The 17,242-nt window shown below is 47.7% G+C and carries 18 protein-coding genes and 2 pseudogenes; 9 read left to right on the top strand and 11 right to left on the bottom strand.

Going from position 1 to position 17,242, the window contains the following annotated elements; all coding sequences use genetic code 11:
• Nucleotides 1-318 precede the first annotated feature (318 nt).
• From NOC_RS05895 to NOC_RS05875, 5 genes are all read right to left on the bottom strand, one after another.
• The gene (locus NOC_RS05895; RefSeq protein WP_011330554.1) at nucleotides 319-1,254 is read right to left on the bottom strand and encodes an alpha-L-glutamate ligase-like protein; all 936 of its coding nucleotides are present in this window, start codon (nucleotides 1,252-1,254) and stop codon (nucleotides 319-321) included.
• Nucleotides 1,251-2,789 carry an inactive transglutaminase family protein gene (locus tag NOC_RS05890; protein WP_002809671.1) on the bottom strand — a complete coding sequence of 513 codons (1,539 nt, stop codon included), beginning with the start codon at nucleotides 2,787-2,789 and terminating at the stop codon, nucleotides 1,251-1,253. The genes NOC_RS05895 and NOC_RS05890 overlap by 4 nt, the downstream gene beginning before the upstream one ends.
• Before the next feature lie 37 nt (nucleotides 2,790-2,826).
• Nucleotides 2,827-3,396: an ATP-dependent zinc protease family protein gene (locus tag NOC_RS05885; RefSeq protein WP_036497495.1), complete on the bottom strand. Its 570-nt coding sequence runs from the start codon at nucleotides 3,394-3,396 to the stop codon at nucleotides 2,827-2,829.
• A 108-nt stretch (nucleotides 3,397-3,504) separates the two neighbouring features.
• Nucleotides 3,505-4,167 (bottom strand): methyltransferase family protein, encoded by a 663-nt coding sequence (locus NOC_RS05880; RefSeq protein ID WP_002810556.1) that lies wholly within the window; start codon nucleotides 4,165-4,167, stop codon nucleotides 3,505-3,507.
• A 19-nt stretch (nucleotides 4,168-4,186) separates the two neighbouring features.
• Nucleotides 4,187-4,927, bottom strand: a complete 741-nt coding sequence (locus NOC_RS05875; RefSeq protein ID WP_002810580.1) for a CDP-alcohol phosphatidyltransferase family protein — start codon at nucleotides 4,925-4,927, stop codon at nucleotides 4,187-4,189.
• A gap of 51 nt (nucleotides 4,928-4,978) precedes the next feature.
• Between NOC_RS05875 and NOC_RS05870 the strand changes: the two genes are divergently transcribed.
• Genes NOC_RS05870 through NOC_RS05850 form a run of 5 tightly spaced genes read left to right on the top strand, consistent with a single transcriptional unit; the run spans nucleotide 4,979 to nucleotide 8,883 of the window.
• The gene (locus NOC_RS05870) at nucleotides 4,979-6,073 is read left to right on the top strand and encodes a RibD family protein (RefSeq protein ID WP_002808787.1); all 1,095 of its coding nucleotides are present in this window, start codon (nucleotides 4,979-4,981) and stop codon (nucleotides 6,071-6,073) included.
• The gene (locus NOC_RS05865; protein ID WP_002808678.1) at nucleotides 6,049-7,080 is read left to right on the top strand and encodes a zinc-dependent alcohol dehydrogenase; all 1,032 of its coding nucleotides are present in this window, start codon (nucleotides 6,049-6,051) and stop codon (nucleotides 7,078-7,080) included. Before NOC_RS05870 ends, NOC_RS05865 begins: the two co-directional genes overlap by 25 nt.
• Before the next feature lie 5 nt (nucleotides 7,081-7,085).
• Nucleotides 7,086-7,466, top strand: coding sequence for a 6-pyruvoyl trahydropterin synthase family protein (locus tag NOC_RS05860; RefSeq protein WP_002808758.1), 381 nt, complete (start codon nucleotides 7,086-7,088; stop codon nucleotides 7,464-7,466).
• A 3-nt stretch (nucleotides 7,467-7,469) separates the two neighbouring features.
• The gene (locus NOC_RS05855; protein ID WP_002810770.1) at nucleotides 7,470-8,546 is read left to right on the top strand and encodes a glycosyltransferase family 4 protein; all 1,077 of its coding nucleotides are present in this window, start codon (nucleotides 7,470-7,472) and stop codon (nucleotides 8,544-8,546) included.
• Complete coding sequence (locus NOC_RS05850) at nucleotides 8,539-8,883, top strand: hypothetical protein (protein WP_002808851.1); 345 nt, start codon at nucleotides 8,539-8,541, stop codon at nucleotides 8,881-8,883. The genes NOC_RS05855 and NOC_RS05850 overlap by 8 nt, the downstream gene beginning before the upstream one ends.
• Nucleotides 8,884-8,943: 60 nt before the next feature.
• Here the strand turns inward: NOC_RS05850 and NOC_RS05845 are convergent, their stop codons facing one another.
• Together NOC_RS05845 and NOC_RS05840 are read right to left on the bottom strand one after the other, a co-directional pair.
• Complete coding sequence (locus NOC_RS05845) at nucleotides 8,944-9,237, bottom strand: DUF4242 domain-containing protein (RefSeq protein WP_002811413.1); 294 nt, start codon at nucleotides 9,235-9,237, stop codon at nucleotides 8,944-8,946.
• A gap of 82 nt (nucleotides 9,238-9,319) precedes the next feature.
• Nucleotides 9,320-10,306, bottom strand: a complete 987-nt coding sequence (locus NOC_RS05840) for a YihY/virulence factor BrkB family protein (RefSeq protein ID WP_002811559.1) — start codon at nucleotides 10,304-10,306, stop codon at nucleotides 9,320-9,322.
• A 231-nt stretch (nucleotides 10,307-10,537) separates the two neighbouring features.
• On the opposite strand from NOC_RS05840, the pseudogene NOC_RS16740 reads away from it, so the two are divergent.
• Nucleotides 10,538-11,298 (top strand): annotated as a pseudogene (locus NOC_RS16740) (IS5 family transposase).
• A gap of 381 nt (nucleotides 11,299-11,679) precedes the next feature.
• Nucleotides 11,680-11,961: pseudogene (locus NOC_RS18565) on the top strand (transposase); the annotation flags it as partial.
• A gap of 407 nt (nucleotides 11,962-12,368) precedes the next feature.
• Here the strand turns inward: NOC_RS18565 and NOC_RS05815 are convergent.
• Complete coding sequence (locus NOC_RS05815) at nucleotides 12,369-12,851, bottom strand: hypothetical protein (RefSeq protein ID WP_002809211.1); 483 nt, start codon at nucleotides 12,849-12,851, stop codon at nucleotides 12,369-12,371.
• A gap of 201 nt (nucleotides 12,852-13,052) precedes the next feature.
• A complete protein-coding gene (locus NOC_RS17330) occupies nucleotides 13,053-13,238 on the bottom strand; it encodes a hypothetical protein (RefSeq protein WP_002809089.1) in 186 nt (61 codons plus the stop codon).
• 456 nt (nucleotides 13,239-13,694) lie between these two features.
• On the opposite strand from NOC_RS17330, the gene NOC_RS05810 reads away from it, so the two are divergent.
• The gene (locus tag NOC_RS05810; RefSeq protein ID WP_002808780.1) at nucleotides 13,695-14,000 is read left to right on the top strand and encodes an RT0821/Lpp0805 family surface protein; all 306 of its coding nucleotides are present in this window, start codon (nucleotides 13,695-13,697) and stop codon (nucleotides 13,998-14,000) included.
• Nucleotides 14,001-14,521: 521 nt separating this feature from the next.
• Here NOC_RS05810 and NOC_RS05805 read toward each other — a convergent pair.
• Nucleotides 14,522-14,917, bottom strand: coding sequence for an alpha/beta hydrolase (locus NOC_RS05805; protein WP_244860070.1), 396 nt, complete (start codon nucleotides 14,915-14,917; stop codon nucleotides 14,522-14,524).
• A gap of 238 nt (nucleotides 14,918-15,155) precedes the next feature.
• On the opposite strand from NOC_RS05805, the gene NOC_RS05800 reads away from it, so the two are divergent.
• Entirely contained in the window at nucleotides 15,156-15,833 is a 678-nt protein-coding gene (locus NOC_RS05800; protein WP_011330548.1) for a rhomboid family intramembrane serine protease, read from the top strand.
• Nucleotides 15,834-16,149: 316 nt separating this feature from the next.
• Here NOC_RS05800 and NOC_RS05790 read toward each other — a convergent pair whose 3' ends face one another.
• Nucleotides 16,150-16,893, bottom strand: coding sequence for a hypothetical protein (locus NOC_RS05790; protein WP_002809279.1), 744 nt, complete (start codon nucleotides 16,891-16,893; stop codon nucleotides 16,150-16,152).
• Nucleotides 16,894-17,242: the final 349 nt, after the last annotated feature.

Below are 17,242 nucleotides of genomic sequence, written 5' to 3'. Positions count from 1 at the left end.
AGGCACTTAAACTTAATAAATTAAGAGAACCGACTCCCCCTGTGAAATGAGGCTTATTGATTACTAAGGAGCAATGGGCTCAAAGCGCCGTGCCAGGATTTGTCGCGATCGGCGGGTAACATAATCGGTGTGGGCGTTTTTATCACGCCGGGAGTATTTGCTGGCTTCTCTAGGCGTTGCTTTCGCCAATGTTATCCACTCCACCACGGGGGACAGGCCCTCCTATAGGGCCTGTTATTAAGTAGCTACGGGCCTGCTAATCGGCAAATGGGACGGTGGCGACAAGGCCCAGAATCAAATGTATTTATAGACATAAAATTATGCCAAAGATTTTCCTAATGCCACCCGTTCAGCGGCGGAGGAGGGAATTTCACTCAGCCTTTGAATGCGCTGGAGGCGGGGCTGCAGCCCCACCTTATTGGCCAGTTGAATACTAAGACCAGGACGGGCATTAAGCTCCAGAACCATGGGGCCCAAATCCCGATCTAACACAATATCAACTCCAATATAACCCAAATTCACTAAATCAAAGCAGCGGGCAGCTAACTCAAGAACGCTCTCCCAGTGGGGTATCCTTAAATTGCGTATCTCCCCCTCCGTATCAGGATGACGGTCAATGGCATGTTCTTGCCATACGCCAGCACTAGTCCGGCCAGTCACCAAATCAATACCCACGCCAATAGCCCCTTGGTGTAAATTGGCCCTGCCATCCGAAAGGCGCGTGGGTAACCGTATCATCGCCAAGGCGGGTATCCCTCGATAAACCAGGGTACGGATATCCGGGACTCCTAAATAGCTAACAGCCTCAAACAGGGGATCAAACTTGACCCGGTATTCGATAAGCGCGGTATCGGGCAATCCTCCCAGGCTATACATGCCACTCAGAATATTGGCGATATGGTGGCCGATTTCTTCTGCGGTCAGGATAACCCCGCTCGCCTTACGATAACGCCCTTGATAGCGCCCGTTAACCACCAGAATACCTTCTCCGCCGCTGCCATGGGCGGGCTTGATAACAAAATCTTCATGGGGGCCGAGCAGCTTATCCAGGCGTTTAATTTGGTGAACCATTTCCACGACGCCATAAAGTTTGGGCACGGCAATCCCCGCCGCTAAAGCCAATTGTTTAGTGCGTCTTTTATCATCCACTAACGGATAATGATGCCGCGGATTAAAGGGCAAAATATAGTCGGCATTGCGTTGGTTCATGCCTAGAACCCCCAGCTGCCGTAAACGCCGCCAAGGAAAGATCATGGAAGTTCCGTTTTCCGCAAAAACTCCTTGAAACGCCAAATCTCCGTTAACCGATAGCCCGTATAACGGCCCAACAACAAGGTCATGGCTAACACCACCAACAACAATTCAGGAAAAACAAAAACCAGATGCTCCAATAGCTTATTGGCCATTAATAAATAACCCAATATAGCCACCAGCAAGCTTCCAAGCCCTTGTTGCAGCGCTTCTCCAGGGCCATGCTCCTCCCAAACCAGGGACATGCGCTCAATGGTCATGGTCAAAATCACCATCGGGAAGAGGGCCACAGACAGGCCCCGTTCTAGCCCCATTTTATGAGTCAGCACACTGATAACCGCCATTAAAAGAATCACCATCACCAGCACCGAGGCTAGGCGTGGCACTAGCAGCAGTTTAAGGTATTCCAAATAAAAACGCAGTATCAAACCAACAGCCACGATCCCAGTGAACATCGCGACTCCCCACAAAAGATCGGTTTCTCGGAATGCCAGGGCTATCAAAATAGGCATAAATGTACCAAACGTTTTAATGCCAATAACGTTTCGCAGCACGACAATCAAAAAAGTCCCAATAGGAATTAACAGTAACACCCGGTAGACATTCTGGGTCTGCACGGGGAGGCTAAATAGGGAAAAATCCATTATCAGAGAGTTAATTTGCCGCGCTCGCTGCTCCGCGACCAAAACCAATTCTTGAAAACGACTCGAGACAGAGTATTCCACCTTAGGTGATTCGCCTCCCTCCAGCTCGAGCAAGGGCTCATCGCCCACATGCCAAATCAATGCGTTCGCAGGGAATCCCCGGCTTCCCGTTTTAGGGTTAAAAGCTAGCCATTCCCGTCCATTATGGACTTCTAGCCAAGGAAGCAACTTACTATGACTCACATCGCCTTTTAATGGCAAGATATAAACCATACGGGCAGGAATCCGGGCGCCGGCCAAAATATAAATCACTTGTTTTACCCAGGCGTGCGCACTTTCAATGCCTTTGCGCAAAATCTGAACATTTTCAGTAGGATTAGAAGCATTGAGGCGGGCCAGGAGTTCCCCGGAAAAGGAAGCTACGTCAGCTGATTTACGGCGCACCTCTTCTAATAACGCCTGCACCACCGAGCCCATGGGCTCAGGATAATCGGGGGCGGCCGGAAAGGGGGGGATATTCCCCTTCTGTGGTTTTATATGGGCAATCTCAGGTGCCAATTCAATCCGGTAGTACAACACCTGCTTCCCCTCGGCCCGGCGTACCGCCCATTGGGCGGTACGATTAATGTCCCCCTCATCCATGGTTAAACCATATTTACTAGAGATGAAGTCTTCTCCCACAACAGTAAAACCGGGGGGAGCGTTTGGAATATAGAAGCGCGCCTTCACCGGACCGCCTTTAGCTTCAAAGGCGAGGCGGGCCTCTACCATCCAAACTTCGGTTTGCTCGGCTGGCAATACCGGCAAACCAAGCCGCGTCACCTTATAATAAGCCAAGCCTAAGCCGATCATCACAAGGAGAAAGGCAAGGATCTTAATATGGAGATTCTTCAAATTTTATTTTCCAAACTGCTGAGCCTAGCGCAAGAACTTAACTTTTAGGAGCTTCGCCGGCAGCATATTCTACCAAGCAAGTCTTCCATCCTTCCCTCGTAAGGAAGATTTTACCGGAATCAATAAGGGCCGCCTTTTTCAGAAAACGGCGGCCCAAAAGTACTGGGTAATTTAACTGGCTACGGTCAACTAAACTAAACTGAGCCTTATGGCGTTTACCGTTTAAACAAAATTCCAAACTAACTACAGGCCGTTTTTTTGCGCTGCCCCGATGCCGCTTTATATGCACATCACGGGCTAATGGCTGTTCTACGTGGAGCTGTTTTATCTTTTTCGCCTTTCTTTCTATATCAATCACAAAGCGCACCCATTCCTCGCCATCTTTCTTAAACCGCTCAATATCTTCAGCATGCAATGATGAGGTTTTAGCGCCGGAGTCTAGCTTTGCCTTAAGTTCAACACCCCAAGGAATGAGAACCACTGGCTCCACCCATCCCATGATAACCCGTTCATTAGTGCCTTCTTTTCCATTGCCAGGCTCCCCAGCTTCGGCAAGCCCCCCCAGGAACAACCAAGATATCATCACCGTCCCAGCAAAACGTAACATAAAATTTTCCAATTTTTTTATTCTGATTATGTAAAAGAAAGGATTTATCTTAGCAAAAACCACTTCAGCCCGCCTATGGCTGCACCCAATCACAAAAAACCTTATCAATCATTTAATTACCGACTGGCGAAAACCTAAATAGCGGGGCACGCGGCGCTGATAAGCACGGTAAGTCTCACCAAACCGAACCTCTAACTGACTTTCCTCTAGCAAAATACGATGATGCATACTCAAAAGATAAACCCCCATGCCCAAAGCCATCACCAGGCTAGGGAAATAAAAGAATAGTCCAAGAAATAGTCCGTAATTCCCCACTAAGCCTGGATTGCGGGACCATCGGAATGGTCCTTGAAACTGTAACTCCGATCCTATTTTTCTGAAAGGATTTTTAGTCATCCCCCCACGCATTTCCAGTACGCTTATCAAAGTGAAAACCGATCCTGAAATAATCAAGCCTATCGCTACCCACCGAAATAAAGGAATTTCAAAAATAGAGATAGGCCATAAATAATTCTTTAGCTGGGGGAAAAATATTTGTCCCAAGGGGAGCAAAAAAGCAATTAGAATCAGCCCCGTAGGCAATAAAAAAATCAATAACTTGCGCCCTAACGAAGCCTGATGGGCCTGACGCAGCCCCCCTGAAAGGCATTGCCCCTGGGGCTTGGAGGCTAACAGTTGGTAAGTGGAAGCTTCACTGGGCACTGGCAAAAAAACTAATTCAACCACCATTAACCCATAAGCACCTAATATAATTAGCTCGAAAGCAGACATGATCCTGACATCAAACCTTCTAGAAACGAAGAAAAGAGGCAAAGCGCGCCTTGAACTGATAAAAAAGATCATCAGCGAAAGAATAGGTCAGAAAACCAAGCGCTAAAGCACTGAATAGAGTTTTTACCGGCAAAGCCAAAGAGGGCAACAGATTAGCTAACAAAGCCACCTGGATGGTCGCACAGGCAATCCGGCCCCGAAAATTATCTCCGGCCTTGGGCTTCGGATCATCCGCAGGAATCGCAAAAATTTCCAACAATAAGATATACCCATAGCGATAAGCAGGAAATAAAAGCACCCACAAGGCCAAACCTCCCACGCTAGCCCCTAATACCGCGAGCATAAAAATCAGCGTTTGATCGGTTTCAGCATCCAGGATTGCCCCCTGAGAAGTTCCGCCGTAGCGGTCAGCCAGCCAGCCATCCAGCCAATCGCCCAGGGAAGCCAGGCTCGTCATGACCAGAATCCATAGCAGCGCCCCCCCAAAAATGGCTATCAACAAGCCTGCGATTGCTAAAAAAAACCGCAGCAGCGTCGCCCAATCCGCAGGCGTTCGCCAAGCACGGAGGAAATAGATCAGGAAACCGTGGCTGCCCAGAAGCCAAAAGACGGCAACGGAAATGACAAAAGCATAGCCAGCGGGAACCTTTTGTAGATAAAATGCACTAGCCGCCAGCAATAAAACAGAAATTAATGATTGAAAAATCAGGAGCCTGCGGTATTGTTGCCGGAAAATGTGGTTGTGGTAACCTTCAGCCATAAAAATTCGCGTTCAGTGCCAATCGTTAAGGAATAGAGCAATTTAGTGCTTATGGAATGTGCCATACTTGACTCTTCAGTTAATCAAATCTGGGAGAGTCTGCTTGATTTTAAACGTTGGCGCCAAAACCATAGCACCGCGCCGGAGGTTCCCTATGTTTTCTTCTATCCTTTTGAGACGGAACAGCAACCGTCTCGATGGCGCTTTACGGCTAGTCTGGACATAATAGTAAAAACCGCGCCCAAAGCGCTTATTATCGTTTATTTCTCCACGCCCAAGCCGCCTTATCCTCATATAAACGAGGTAGCTATTGTCCATATTCCCACACTGCTAGCTTTTGATCCTTCAGCGCTATCTCTCGGCGCCTCGCCTTGGATTCATTCCCGCGGCCCCAGGCTGCCCAGCCATTTGCTCACCGCTTTTCGTCTTTATTTGCCCTGCCTCGCCGGCCATCATATCGCATCCCAAAAACGCCTACCATGGATTAGTGCTCACCTGGCACAAACCTTGGACGGTAAAATCGCTGCTGCAAGTGGTCACTCCCAGTGGATCAGTAACTATGCCGATCGCAAACACGCCCATCGTCTCCGGGCCCTTCATGATGCCGTGTTGGTGGGCCGGGGCACAGTAGAAAAAGATAATCCCCGCCTCACGGTACGCGAGGTTCCGGGGGAAAATCCTAAACGGGTAATTCTTGACCGTCAATGCCATTTACTGACTGGAGAAAAGCCCTACCGAATTTTCCAGGAACCGGGTCATAATTGGTTGCTCCATTCAGATAGCCTAAATAAAATAGAAACACACCATGCCATTCCCGAAAAAGTCATCCCCCTGGGAGTAAGAAATCAAGCGGGAGAGAAAAACGGCAAACTTATGGATTTAAAAGCCGTATTAGAAACAATTTGGTCTCTGGGAATACGCTCCGTCTTCGTGGAAGGTGGGGGCAAAACCCTCTCTTTTTTTCTGGCGGGAGGACAAACGGATTTGCTTCACCTCCATATTGCACCGCTTCTGCTGGGTTCTGGCTTACCTTCCTTCCAGCTCCCTCCAGTTGCCCGTATCCAGGAGGGAACCTATTTTCATATGACTCACTTCTGCCTTGATAAGGAAATATTGCTGGAATGTCTACCCCGCCACCACGCTTAGTCCCATCTATTGCCCGGGCTTATTGGGTGGAAGCGTCCGGGAAAGGCGCCATTCGCCAGGAAACGCTCTCTGTGCCGGTACCAGTGGGTTATAGCCTCCTTGAAACCTGGCTAACTGGAATCAGCCCTGGGACAGAGCGATTGGTCGGATTGGGGAAGGTACCCGCGGAATGCCAGCAAGCCATGGCTTGCCCTGCTATGGGGGGATCATTCAAGCTGCCAGTCAAATACGGATATTGCCTCCTAGGCCAGGCTATTAATGGCCCCTACGCTGACCAGCTCGTCTTTACCATGCATCCCCACCAAGATTACGCAATTGTCCCCAATAAGCAACTATTACCCCTCCCTCAGGATATACCCCCTCTACGGGCTACGCTGCTTCCTAACCTGGAAACCGCCCTGAACGCCATTTGGGACAGCGAATACCAGGCGCCAGCGCCGGTAGCCATCGTCGGTGGCGGCATTGTGGGCTTGCTTATCGCCTTTTTGCTCAAAACCGCCTGGGATGCCTTCCCTATTATCATTGAGCGCGATCCGCAGCGTCGGCAACTCATTGAAAAACTAGGATGGGGACTTACTGTCCTTGAAGTCCAGGAGGCCCCCCAGGGGGTATTTTCCCTCTGTTTTCATGCCTCGGGACAAGGAGCAGGACTGCAAACAGCCTTGGATAGCGTGGGGTTTGAAGGAAAAGTCATTGAGGTGAGCTGGTTGGCTCATCAGCCAGTCACCCTTAACCTGGGCGGATCTTTTCACTTCCAAAGGAAACAGATTCTCTCTTCCCAAGTCAGCACGATTGCCAAACCCAAGCGGGAACATACGAGCCACCAGCAGCGTTTAGAGCAGACCCTGAATTATTTGCAAAGCCCCTTACTTGATGCTCTTATTGCCCCAGCGATCACCTTTGAGAGCCTGCCTCTTTTTATGCAGGAACTCTACCATAAAAATCCGGTCGACTTTTCCTTTGCCGTGACCTATCCACCCTTTCATCCTCGACTCCACAAAGCCTAAATGTTATGTATACCCTTGCCGTCAAAGACCATTTTATGATTGCCCATAGCCTACAAGGAGAGGTGTTTGGTCCTGCCCAGGGACTTCATGGGGCCACTTACAATGTGATCGCCGAGTTTCATACTGAGAAACTGGACCAGGATGGCATAGTGATTGACATTGGCCTAGCCCTTAAGGCCCTGCAAGCAGTCCTCGCCTTGCTTAATTACAAAAATCTAGATGAAGAACAGTCATTCCGTGGCGCCAATACCACAACCGAATATTTGGCCCACTATATTCATGGCCAACTCGCCAAACGAGTCCGCGCCACCTTCCAGGGAAAGCTCAAAATCACCTTGGAAGAAAGCCACGTGGCTTGGGGCTCCTATGAAGGACCGGTCTCTTGAGCCATGATTTACCTGCTGGCGCCAGCGCCCAAGGCCCAAATTTCAGGAGGGTTCCGGGTCAACGAAATGCTGCGGAAAGGTCTTACTACTACTGGCACTGGCGCCGGCATTTATGCTCTCTCCCAGCAAGTACCTGAAAAAATTCTAACCCTACCCTCTGCGTCGCCAGCCCATATTGTCCTGGACAGCCTTTACCTAACCACCCTCAATCCTGCCCGTCTAAGCTGCGCCCTCAGCAGCCGGAATCACCCGACTTATCTCTATTTCTTGCTCCACTTTCTGCCTTGCATGGACCCCTTCCTTTCCTCAGCGGAACGAAAAACCTTGCAAAAAAAAGAACATGCGTTACTCGCCCTAGCGGATACAGTAATCGTCCCTGGTCCCACCTTGGCAAGTTATTTAAAAAGCGAGTCGTTATACGCGGGGCCTATCCGTCATTGCCCGCCAGGGATTGAGTTTACTGAATCCGGTACGCCTCAGCCCGATCCCTGGAAAAAAGATTCCAGGCCCCGATTGATAACGTTAGGAACCTTAAGCCGTAGTAAAGGACAATTAGAAATTTTATCCCACTTACAGCAAATAAACCCCGTCTTTAAAGGCACGTGGCGGCTGTTTGGCGATTTACATAGAGAGCCCGACATTCATCACCGCTTTAAAAGAAAACTAAGAAATAGCGAGTTAAAAAAGTCGATTCATGTATGCCATGGCATCCCCCACTCACTCATCGGCCCCTCATTACGTGGGGCTGACTTATTGGTTTCAGCTTCCTGTTTTGAGTCCTACGGCATGGCTATCGCTGAAGCGGCGGCTATGGGTGTCCCTGTTTTAGCCTACCAGGTAGGGGAAACCCAGCAGTGGATTAAAGAGGGAGAAAATGGGTTTTTAATTCCAAGAGGGGATAGAAAAAAATTTGCGGCAACCTTGGCAGAATTACTTTATCATCCCAAAAAACTTTTGCTTTTAAAGCAACAAGCACAAAAAAACCCGGTGGGAGCTTTTTTTCCGACTTGGGAAATAACATTTCAGTATTTTTTGGCAATCTTTAAAAAACAGGAACCACCTAAGACATTCTATGGATAAAATATTTTACCTCACGATAGTAATAGCGGTTATAGGAATTACCTATCTTGCCTATCAACGTCCTGAAAAATACGAGCGGCTATTTAATTCACTCCAGGTTATTACATTTATAACCTACGCCTGCCTAAGCATCTGGAATACCGCCTTGACTAAAGCTTTTGTCACGCTGACCCCCTTTATAAAAGAAGGTGACCTGAGAAACGCGAACGCCACGCTAGAAGTGCTACAGATTCCCTGGCTTCCGTTACATATTATTATGGGCTCTCTCTTCGTTTATTTTTTGTTTCTAAGCTTCTTACCCAGAATCCGACAAGAAAAAAAGAAAAGAAAAGCCTAAGCCTAAATATCCAGGGGCACGGGGCACCCCTGGAGGGCCGTGCTAATGTGTTAAGGCACTTCATCCCCCCTCTGCTGGATCTTTCCTAACCACCACAGTCTGGGCGATAGGGGTGATTTCATCCGCTTGCAGACCAGCGCGCTCCGCATGTTCCCGAAGCGCGCCGGTATCAACAGCCTGGTAGATACATACCGTGCCGAGTTGACCGTCCTCCTCTTCAACGACATAGGACCGAATCCAACGCACCCGGTCAGGCATTTCTTCATTGCCAACCCGCTTTGAACGGTCAGCCGCCATCTCCAGTTCTGAAGCTGTTTTCCATGCGCTCCGGCGACGAATCATATAGGTATTCATGAGTCTACTCCGTATGCTATAGAGATTTTTACCGGCCAGCGTTTTATTATCAGCGGTAGCCGGTTATTTGCCAAAAACCACTTCAAGGGGCACCGGTTTCATCGCCGTAAGGCTTACCCACGGTATCGGCCACGTAGGCACCGCGTTCTCCCATCGGCTGAGGCTTCCCTCTAGTCGTATCAACCTTTGTTTGGTGCTCCATTTCGGCATTGAATTCAGCGGCAAGCAAAATAATGTAGGCCGTTACAAAAAACCACATGAGCAAAATAATAAGGGCGCCGACTGAACCGTAGGTTTTGTTGTATTGAGCGAAATTGGCGACATAAAACGAAAACAAGGCGGAGCCAACTATCCAAAGTACGGTGGCGGCAACTGCCCCCCAGCTTACCCACCGCCACCGAGCCTCGCTCCGGCTAGGCCCGTAACGGTAAAGCACCGCCAGGCCCAATATAAAGGTGAACGCTAATAGCAACCAGGGCAAAAGAGAGGCTAAGACCTGAAAAATTTCGGGCAAATCAAGATAACTAAGCAAAATCGGCAAAACCACGATCATGCCCAGGGCTAAAATAGCCAGCACGATGGCACCCAGAGTCAGCATTAGGGCAATCGCGTTTAATTTTAAAAAACCGCGCTTTTCCTTTTCACCATACACAATATTCAAAGCAATTATAAACGCCTTCGTGCCTCGGGTGGCACTCCAAAGGGCCAAAATCACCCCTACCCCCACGCCCACGCTCAAAGCTGTTGAAGCTTGAGAGGTAATCCGGCGCAATTGCTCACTCAATAACACTTGTGCTTCTGTCGGCAAGATACCACTGAGGGCATCGAATTGGCGCTGAACATCGGCGGGATCAGCTATTATTCCATAGATGGAAACCATCGCCACCAAAGCGGGAAAAATAGCCAGCAAAGCATAGAAAGCAACCCCCGCTGCAACGATAGAAATATTATCATCGTCCAAAGAATCTTTAATCCGGTAGGCAATATCACGCCATCCCTTAGTGGGAATTTCCCCCGGATGACGGGCCTTTCGACCCCTGCGGTCTACAATCTGTTTTGAAGTCGGCATTTTTTTCTATCCTTTCCCAAAAGTCTTCTGCACTATTAATCATAGTCAATTTTTGACGTATGTAACTGTGGCATTATCTACCCTTGTTACGGGAAAAGGACCTCGTCATGTTTACCTAGGGTGTGTCATCAGCTACTGGCACAATCATTTTCTGGATTCACAATTATGATGAGATTATGATTCAATATTAATAGGCCATAGGAGGGGCTTAATGAATGGCGAAAAGAGGTTATGCGCTGCCGTGATGATCAAGGGGAGCGGATCAGGGGATTTGTGCCGGGCCGGGAAGCTCACGTTGGGGGAACCGCTCAAGACAACCGTTTGTTTGTGGAGGCGGTTTTATAGCGCTACTGTGCAGGTATTGCATGGCGTGATTTGCCGGAGCGCGTTGGCGATTTCCGGGTTATTCACACACGGCACATGGGTGGGAGTAGACGTGGCGTATGGCGAAGGGTTTTCGCACATCTGGCCAGCGAGGCCGATAGTGAATATGCCGCCATAGACAGCACAATCGTGCGGGCGCACCAACACAGTGCCGGTGCAAAAAGGGGGGGGAGCGGACAGCCGAATACATCGGGCGCTCAAAAGGCGGATTAACGACAAAAATTCATGCAACATGCGATGCGCTGGGCAATCCCACAGGCTTTCATCTGACCCCTGGACAGGCCCATGATCTGCAAGGCGCTGATGCCCTGTTGCCGGACATTTTAAACAAGGTGAAACAATTTTTGGCAGATAAAGCCTATGATGCCGCTGAACGTGTGCTGGACGTGCTGGGTGGAGCCGATATAGAAGCTGTTATTCCACCTAAATCAAACCGTACCAGGCAGCGCGAATATGATGAGAAAATATATAAATGGCGCCATCTCATCGAAAACCTCTTTGCTAAACTCAAACAATACCGCGCCATCACCACCAGATACGATAAACGCGCATGCGCTTTCCTCGGCGGCATCCACCTCGCAGCCATCGTTATCTGGCTTAACCGATGACACGCCCTAGTTCTATAGCAAAGCGGAGTATAGTGATTTGAGATAAGAATCGCTCATGGTACAGTGAACCCATGAGATATTCTTTAGACTTTCGTACAAATATGGTGAGCTTTATCGAAGCTGGTGGAAGCCAGGCGCCTAGTCAAAATATCCTGTCACACCCTATATCGCTGATGCACGCGTGAGGATTTACACCCTAAGCCGCCTGGGCCTGGTCATCGAAAGCTGGATAAGGTGGCATTAAAGCGCCATGTTTAAAGTCACGGTAAGGAAGAGATTGTTTATTTTGATGAAAGGGGCTTTGAAAAACACAGCTATCGCCCCCATGGATGGGCACCACGGGGCCAAAAAATGTAGGGGGATGTAGCGGGAAACAACCGCAAGGAGGTGAACGTTATCATCGCCCAGCGCAGAGAACAAGGGCTGGCATCGGTTATATTCAAAGGCTCCTGCAACACAGCTTTGGTTAAGACGTGGCTAAAGGATTTTTTGCTTAAAGAATTAAAAAAACCAAGCGTTATTGGGATGGATAAGGCGCGGTTTCACAAAAAATCTGATATCAAAGCCCTTCTTGAGAAAGCCGGCCATACCTTACTTCCACTCCCAACCTACTCACCCGATGGCAACCCCCTTGAACCATCCTTTGTTCTACTCAAAAAATGAAGGCAGGTCTCAGGAGAAAATATCGAAAAACTCCTCATGTCACAAAGTTATTTAGAATAACTATAAAAAGGAAAGAATTGTTAAATACGCACATCGACTCTGCACTCAAAAAGAAGCTTCAAACTTTAACGGAAAGAGAAAACCGAACGCTATCCAATCTAGTAGAGACCATGCTGGCCGCTTACGTGAAACGCGAATTGATGGCAAAACGAAACTAATGTGGTCCTCCCGTTCGAGGCGCTGTTTCACTTCGCCTGTCTGCGTGCGGACACGCACAGGCAGGCACGCTCGCTGGGGGGGGCGCTCAACATCCATGTTTAATTCCAATGATCGGTGCCGCCTAAATGGTTGTTGAATAGTTAACTCCACCAAGGGAGACATAACATCGTAATAACCCGACTCTAAACTTAATGATTATGCCCTTCTTTAGTGGCATCAAACTTAAGCTTTGGAAATCGATGGCTTGCAAAATTGCTGTGGCAGACAACACATGCTTCCGTTAGTTTGTAATAATAAAAACCGACTAATTCTATATGTTTCTCCTTTGCCACATGCTGAAGCATTCCAGCATATTCATGAAATTTTTTATCAAGGCGCAAGAAGGATCTCGATATTTTATTCACTAGCTCATGTTTTTGCCCGTTTGTGATCTCTTGCTTTAAAATAAAGCTGTTTTTCATTTTTTCTGCGATATTTGAAACCTTTTCCAAATTACCTGAAACGTATGCGGTAATTATTGATTGCATACCTTCTTCTAGAGCCCGCATTTCTTTTCCAAGTAGAGCACGAAGCTCTGGTGATAAACTTTCAACTGATGAATCCGCATGCCCAATTGATGAAACAAAAATCAAACTGAACGCTATAAATATTATCTTTACGGTATTTATCATATTTGAACCTCATATCTTTTCATAATGCCAGTAGTAATAATAAGCGCCAACGGAGCACGGCGCAGTTGGCGTCCCATTGATCATTTTATTAAATACAAATCTCATTCGGTCTCCGAATTCTGCGAGGTGCTTTTGAGAAAAGAGTTCTGGGCTATTTACTAGACAGCTTCGAATAAAGGCGGGATTAAGAAAAAATCCTCATTAGGGCAAATGGTAAGGAGCGGGACGAGCGCGCAGGCTTTCTGGCAATAGACGACGGTGAACCAACCAGGTAAACGCCCTCCACGTGGCTGATTTTTCCCAACGACAATGAATGTCCCAGCCTACCGCCTCCTTTACTGATCCCTTGCCGACCTTCACTTCACTAGCTTGCATCTTTGCACGCATATCTCAATGAATTGCTAGTATAGGGAACCGCGGCTTCCTTCTCGATTGCTCAATCTTTGCCTCGTTCATGCCCTGCTGCTATCTGCTATTATCCTGAGCTATAAGAGCAGCAACTTCTCAATCAGGCATCAACACAACATGTAACCGTTTAATAATTATAAAGAAAAGCATTCAATGCCTACTAGCATTAAGCCGGATGATATGGTATATACTAAAAAAATCCAGCAAGGATACTATGTGTTTTCAATTTGGCAATAGTGCCAATAGGTACCTACCTTATGTATTTTAGACGCCTTTTACATACCACATGAGGTAACAGTTCTACTCAATTTAATCAAGGGTATGCGCCTCCTTCCCCTGATTGAACCCAGAGGTTTTCGGCGCACGGAGAATTTTATGAAGTTCTTACTGATCTGTATCGTTGTTTTAACTGCAACAATGCTATCTACGGCATCGATGGCACGAGTTGGACCTTGGGGATGGCTCGATCAATCTGTTTACTCGGAGTTGAACGACCAAGACTGGAAACTACTCCGTTCCACCGGACGGGATATCCTGAACAATCATCCCAATGGCACTATCAAGAGCTGGAGGAATGAAAATACGGGGGCTTCTGGAAAAATCAAGGTATTAACAACGGAGCATAAGAAGGGTATGTTATGCCGTCAGACCTCATTCGAAACCGACACTGCTAATTTCGACGACAGATCGGTGTTCCTGCTTTGCAAAACCGAAGATGGAACCTGGAAAGTTGCGGATTAGACTATCAGGACTCCTCGTTGAATAGGCGCAGTGATACACCGCAGTCCCCTCCCCTCTACCTCCCCTCTAGCTGAGTCATGGGCGCATCAAGCCCGAGGGCCAGAGAAATCCAATAGAGCAGCGATTGAGGCCCTAACGAGAGTATTTGCTTCTGCTCGCCGGCATTTCTCTTTTACCCCAGTAGCACAGCAGGAGGTAGAGCTCTTTGAATTGGCACAGTAGAATTTTTTACTTTCCCCCAAGGCTGCTCTTTATCCAATTGCCGTTTCGATCAGCAGATATAGCCCCAACTGTTTGCTCGTTACGTAAATCACCTGAGAGCACTTTTATGTAATTTCGTATTGCATCATTTTAGTTTATAGCAGTTCTCCCTGAACTGCCGGCCAGACATAAGCTAGGTGCCAATAGACAGAAATTGCTTGGAGTGGAAACGAAAATTATCTGCCGCACCAGGGGATTCTTTTGGACCTTTTATGGAGTAAATTCGGTAGCTGTAACAAACGACTATGAAAACGGCATCGCTAAGGGCAAGCCCCGCCGATATCATCCAGAAATTGTTTTTGAATTCGAAAAGAACACCCTACCAACTGGACTTCAACTTCACCCTGATTTTCAATCTCAGGTATCGATGTGGTAAATAATTGGCTCACATGGGCTGGATCGCTAGGAGCGTTAATCGTCGCCACGGCCAAGGTTTCAGGAATTTCTTCCGCCGCCGCCCCGCCTAAACTATGCCCAATAAGTAACCGGGGAGCTTGATATTCTGCCTTCATGAAGGATGCTGCCTGCACCAGATCCGCAATATTGGAGGAGAAATTAGTATTGCTGAAATCCCCCCCGCTATTGCCCAGTCCAGTAAAATCAAATCTTAAGACCCCTACCCCCCGCTGCGCCAAGGTATTACTAATACGCGTCACCGCGAAAAAATCTTTAGAGCAGGTAAAGCAATGGGTAAACAATATAGCCCAAGGATGTCTTATCTGACCGCTCTTCTAATCGGGCTGCCAATGGGTCACCCTGATAACCAGGGAAGCTTACACGCTCTGCTTGCACGATGGATATCTGTTTCCCCTTTATATCGACCAGGAATCTGTAGCTATCGTTGCTGAAAATGTCATAGAGTCAAATATTCATGTAAGAGAAGGAAACAAGGAAATGATCCCCATCAGTGATAACTATCCTGTTCAGCGCACCCCTATCGTTAATTGGATTCTGATTGGAACCTGCGTGCTTGTCTTCCTGTGGCAGTTAAGCCTGCCACAAGAAGGATTTCAAGCTTCAGTTATTCTATTTGGACTGATTCCCAAGGCTTTGACGGATGCGCCCTTGGGCCATCCTCAATTGCTAATTCCTCCCGTACTCAGTTTGTTTACCTCTATGTTTTTGCACGGTGGCTTCCTGCACCTGTTAGGTAATATGCTCTACCTTCATGTATTTGGCAATAACGTAGAAGACTCCATGGGGCATGGCCGCTTCATCGTTTTTTATTTACTCTGCGGCGTGGCCGCGGCGCTGGCGCAGACTTTTATAGCCCCCGATTCCACGATCCCCATGGTGGGGGCTAGCGGCGCCATATCCGGCATCCTCGGCGCTTATCTGCTCTTGCACCCCTTCGCTCAGATTAAACTACTGGTACCCTATTTCATCCTCTTTTTCGTTTGGGTGCCCGCCTGGCTCATGCTGGGTTTGTGGTTCTTGTTTCAGCTCTTGCAATCGGCAGCGACTCCGGGGGATGAAGGCGGCATAGCCTTCGCCGCCCATGCTGGCGGGTTCATGGCCGGCATGCTCCTGTTGCCGGTATTTAAACGCTCCGACGTCAGCCTACTCCGTTAGCGTTTCACGCTTTTTTTTCTAACCAGGATAAAGGGGAATTCAACCTTCTCGGGATTTATCCGCTTACCCATGCAAGCATATTTAGTCTTATCATTTCCTCAAACATCGATGCTTATGTGCCACATTTATCGTTGTTGAAATATCTCCTCTATCCTTCCAAGCGCGCCTATGGTGCCCTCAGAGGTTGCTGCTGGCTGCGGGAGCGCCCGCTTACTAAGAGCACTTGCAGAAGCTACCCTAGAAGGGTCTATCTTTCGCCAGATTTGTATTTCATTAAAATCTATTTCCCCGGCATCGTTAACATGCAACGATGTGGTTATCCTATTTTATCTCTCTCTATTAAAATGAGAGCGCCGTCCACATTAGGAGGCTGTGTCACTACTAATACAGATCCCTCATCAACAAAGGTGCCGGATAAATTAGCTATAAGAGGATCCTCACCAGAAATAAAAATTGTAACCTCCTGCGAGATATTATTTTCGCTTATGTACATGGCACCGGTAACAGCTATGTTTGGGTTTTCACTGTCAAAAACGCTTTGGTCGGAAAACTGAATAGAAAGCCTCTCTAGCGTATAAGTCCCCTCAAGGCTAGATGGATTTTCCGCACACTGAGATTTTTTTAGCATGGTAAGGTGAGTGAAATCGACAGCGCCAGAACCAAAACCGAGCATAGAATTATAAACAGCCTGTCCTTTATGACAGGAAGAGAAACTAAATTCAACGGTCCCCCATTCCGTCATCACCACTTCATTGGGATCAAAGTTAGAACCAAAGACTCCTCCTTCTGTCACAAAGACAGGTATCACTGCTTTATCATTCACGATATTACCAGCGCCAAACAGCCACATCTGATTCTGATTAGAATCATCGGTAAAACAGGAGAACACCATTCGATCATTCTCAAGCACTTCGAGAAAAAATCCCTCGCCGCTACGCTCCGGGTTAAACCATTCACCACTATGCCCCGACTGAATGAGAATCTCCGCGTAAGCAATGGTAGGTATGAAGAAAAAAATTAGTGCAAAAGATGTAAATATGCGGACTAATCTCTTGTTCATGACTCACCTCAGTTAGCCTAACTTCTAAGCCAGAAACAGAAAAAAAGCTTATGTTCAAAAACACAAAGCCGTTGCTTGTTTATAATAATACCTTCCTTGCTTATCACTGCCCGTGACATATTACCCTGATAACTGTGAAATACTGATGAGTCGAAATACTTATTATTGACGAAGGAAGATTTCTGGAGAGGTGTTGGACGATTCTTTATTAATGCGTATTTTTAAGCCAGCCCCGCCAATCCTGCCAGAATTATTGGGGGCGCTAAATGGCCTATGCCCGCAGAGTTTATGAACAACCGTTCATTCAACGGACACAGCATCGTAATTACGTTAGTTCTGGATAACTAGC

It is taken from the genome of Nitrosococcus oceani ATCC 19707 (assembly GCF_000012805.1).
GTDB lineage: Bacteria > Pseudomonadota > Gammaproteobacteria > Nitrosococcales > Nitrosococcaceae > Nitrosococcus > Nitrosococcus oceani.
This window is presented reverse-complemented; position numbering and strand designations above follow the sequence as displayed.

What these genes read in the sequence shown, in the direction of transcription:
- NOC_RS05895 (WP_011330554.1), bottom strand. Translation starts at nt 1,254, where the DNA reads ATGATCTTTCCTTGGCGGCGTTTACGGCAGCTGGGGGTTCTAGGCATG.
- NOC_RS05885 (WP_036497495.1), bottom strand. Translation starts at nt 3,396, where the DNA reads ATGTTACGTTTTGCTGGGACGGTGATGATATCTTGGTTGTTCCTGGGG.
- NOC_RS05880 (WP_002810556.1), bottom strand. Translation starts at nt 4,167, where the DNA reads ATGTCTGCTTTCGAGCTAATTATATTAGGTGCTTATGGGTTAATGGTG.
- NOC_RS05875 (WP_002810580.1), bottom strand. Translation starts at nt 4,927, where the DNA reads ATGGCTGAAGGTTACCACAACCACATTTTCCGGCAACAATACCGCAGG.
- NOC_RS05870 (WP_002808787.1), top strand. Translation starts at nt 4,979, where the DNA reads ATGGAATGTGCCATACTTGACTCTTCAGTTAATCAAATCTGGGAGAGT.
- NOC_RS05865 (WP_002808678.1), top strand. Translation starts at nt 6,049, where the DNA reads ATGTCTACCCCGCCACCACGCTTAGTCCCATCTATTGCCCGGGCTTAT.
- NOC_RS05860 (WP_002808758.1), top strand. Translation starts at nt 7,086, where the DNA reads ATGTATACCCTTGCCGTCAAAGACCATTTTATGATTGCCCATAGCCTA.
- NOC_RS05855 (WP_002810770.1), top strand. Translation starts at nt 7,470, where the DNA reads ATGATTTACCTGCTGGCGCCAGCGCCCAAGGCCCAAATTTCAGGAGGG.
- NOC_RS05850 (WP_002808851.1), top strand. Translation starts at nt 8,539, where the DNA reads ATGGATAAAATATTTTACCTCACGATAGTAATAGCGGTTATAGGAATT.
- NOC_RS05845 (WP_002811413.1), bottom strand. Translation starts at nt 9,237, where the DNA reads ATGAATACCTATATGATTCGTCGCCGGAGCGCATGGAAAACAGCTTCA.
- NOC_RS05840 (WP_002811559.1), bottom strand. Translation starts at nt 10,306, where the DNA reads ATGCCGACTTCAAAACAGATTGTAGACCGCAGGGGTCGAAAGGCCCGT.
- NOC_RS05815 (WP_002809211.1), bottom strand. Translation starts at nt 12,851, where the DNA reads ATGATAAATACCGTAAAGATAATATTTATAGCGTTCAGTTTGATTTTT.
- NOC_RS17330 (WP_002809089.1), bottom strand. Translation starts at nt 13,238, where the DNA reads ATGCGTGCAAAGATGCAAGCTAGTGAAGTGAAGGTCGGCAAGGGATCA.
- NOC_RS05810 (WP_002808780.1), top strand. Translation starts at nt 13,695, where the DNA reads ATGGCACGAGTTGGACCTTGGGGATGGCTCGATCAATCTGTTTACTCG.
- NOC_RS05800 (WP_011330548.1), top strand. Translation starts at nt 15,156, where the DNA reads ATGATCCCCATCAGTGATAACTATCCTGTTCAGCGCACCCCTATCGTT.
- NOC_RS05790 (WP_002809279.1), bottom strand. Translation starts at nt 16,893, where the DNA reads ATGAACAAGAGATTAGTCCGCATATTTACATCTTTTGCACTAATTTTT.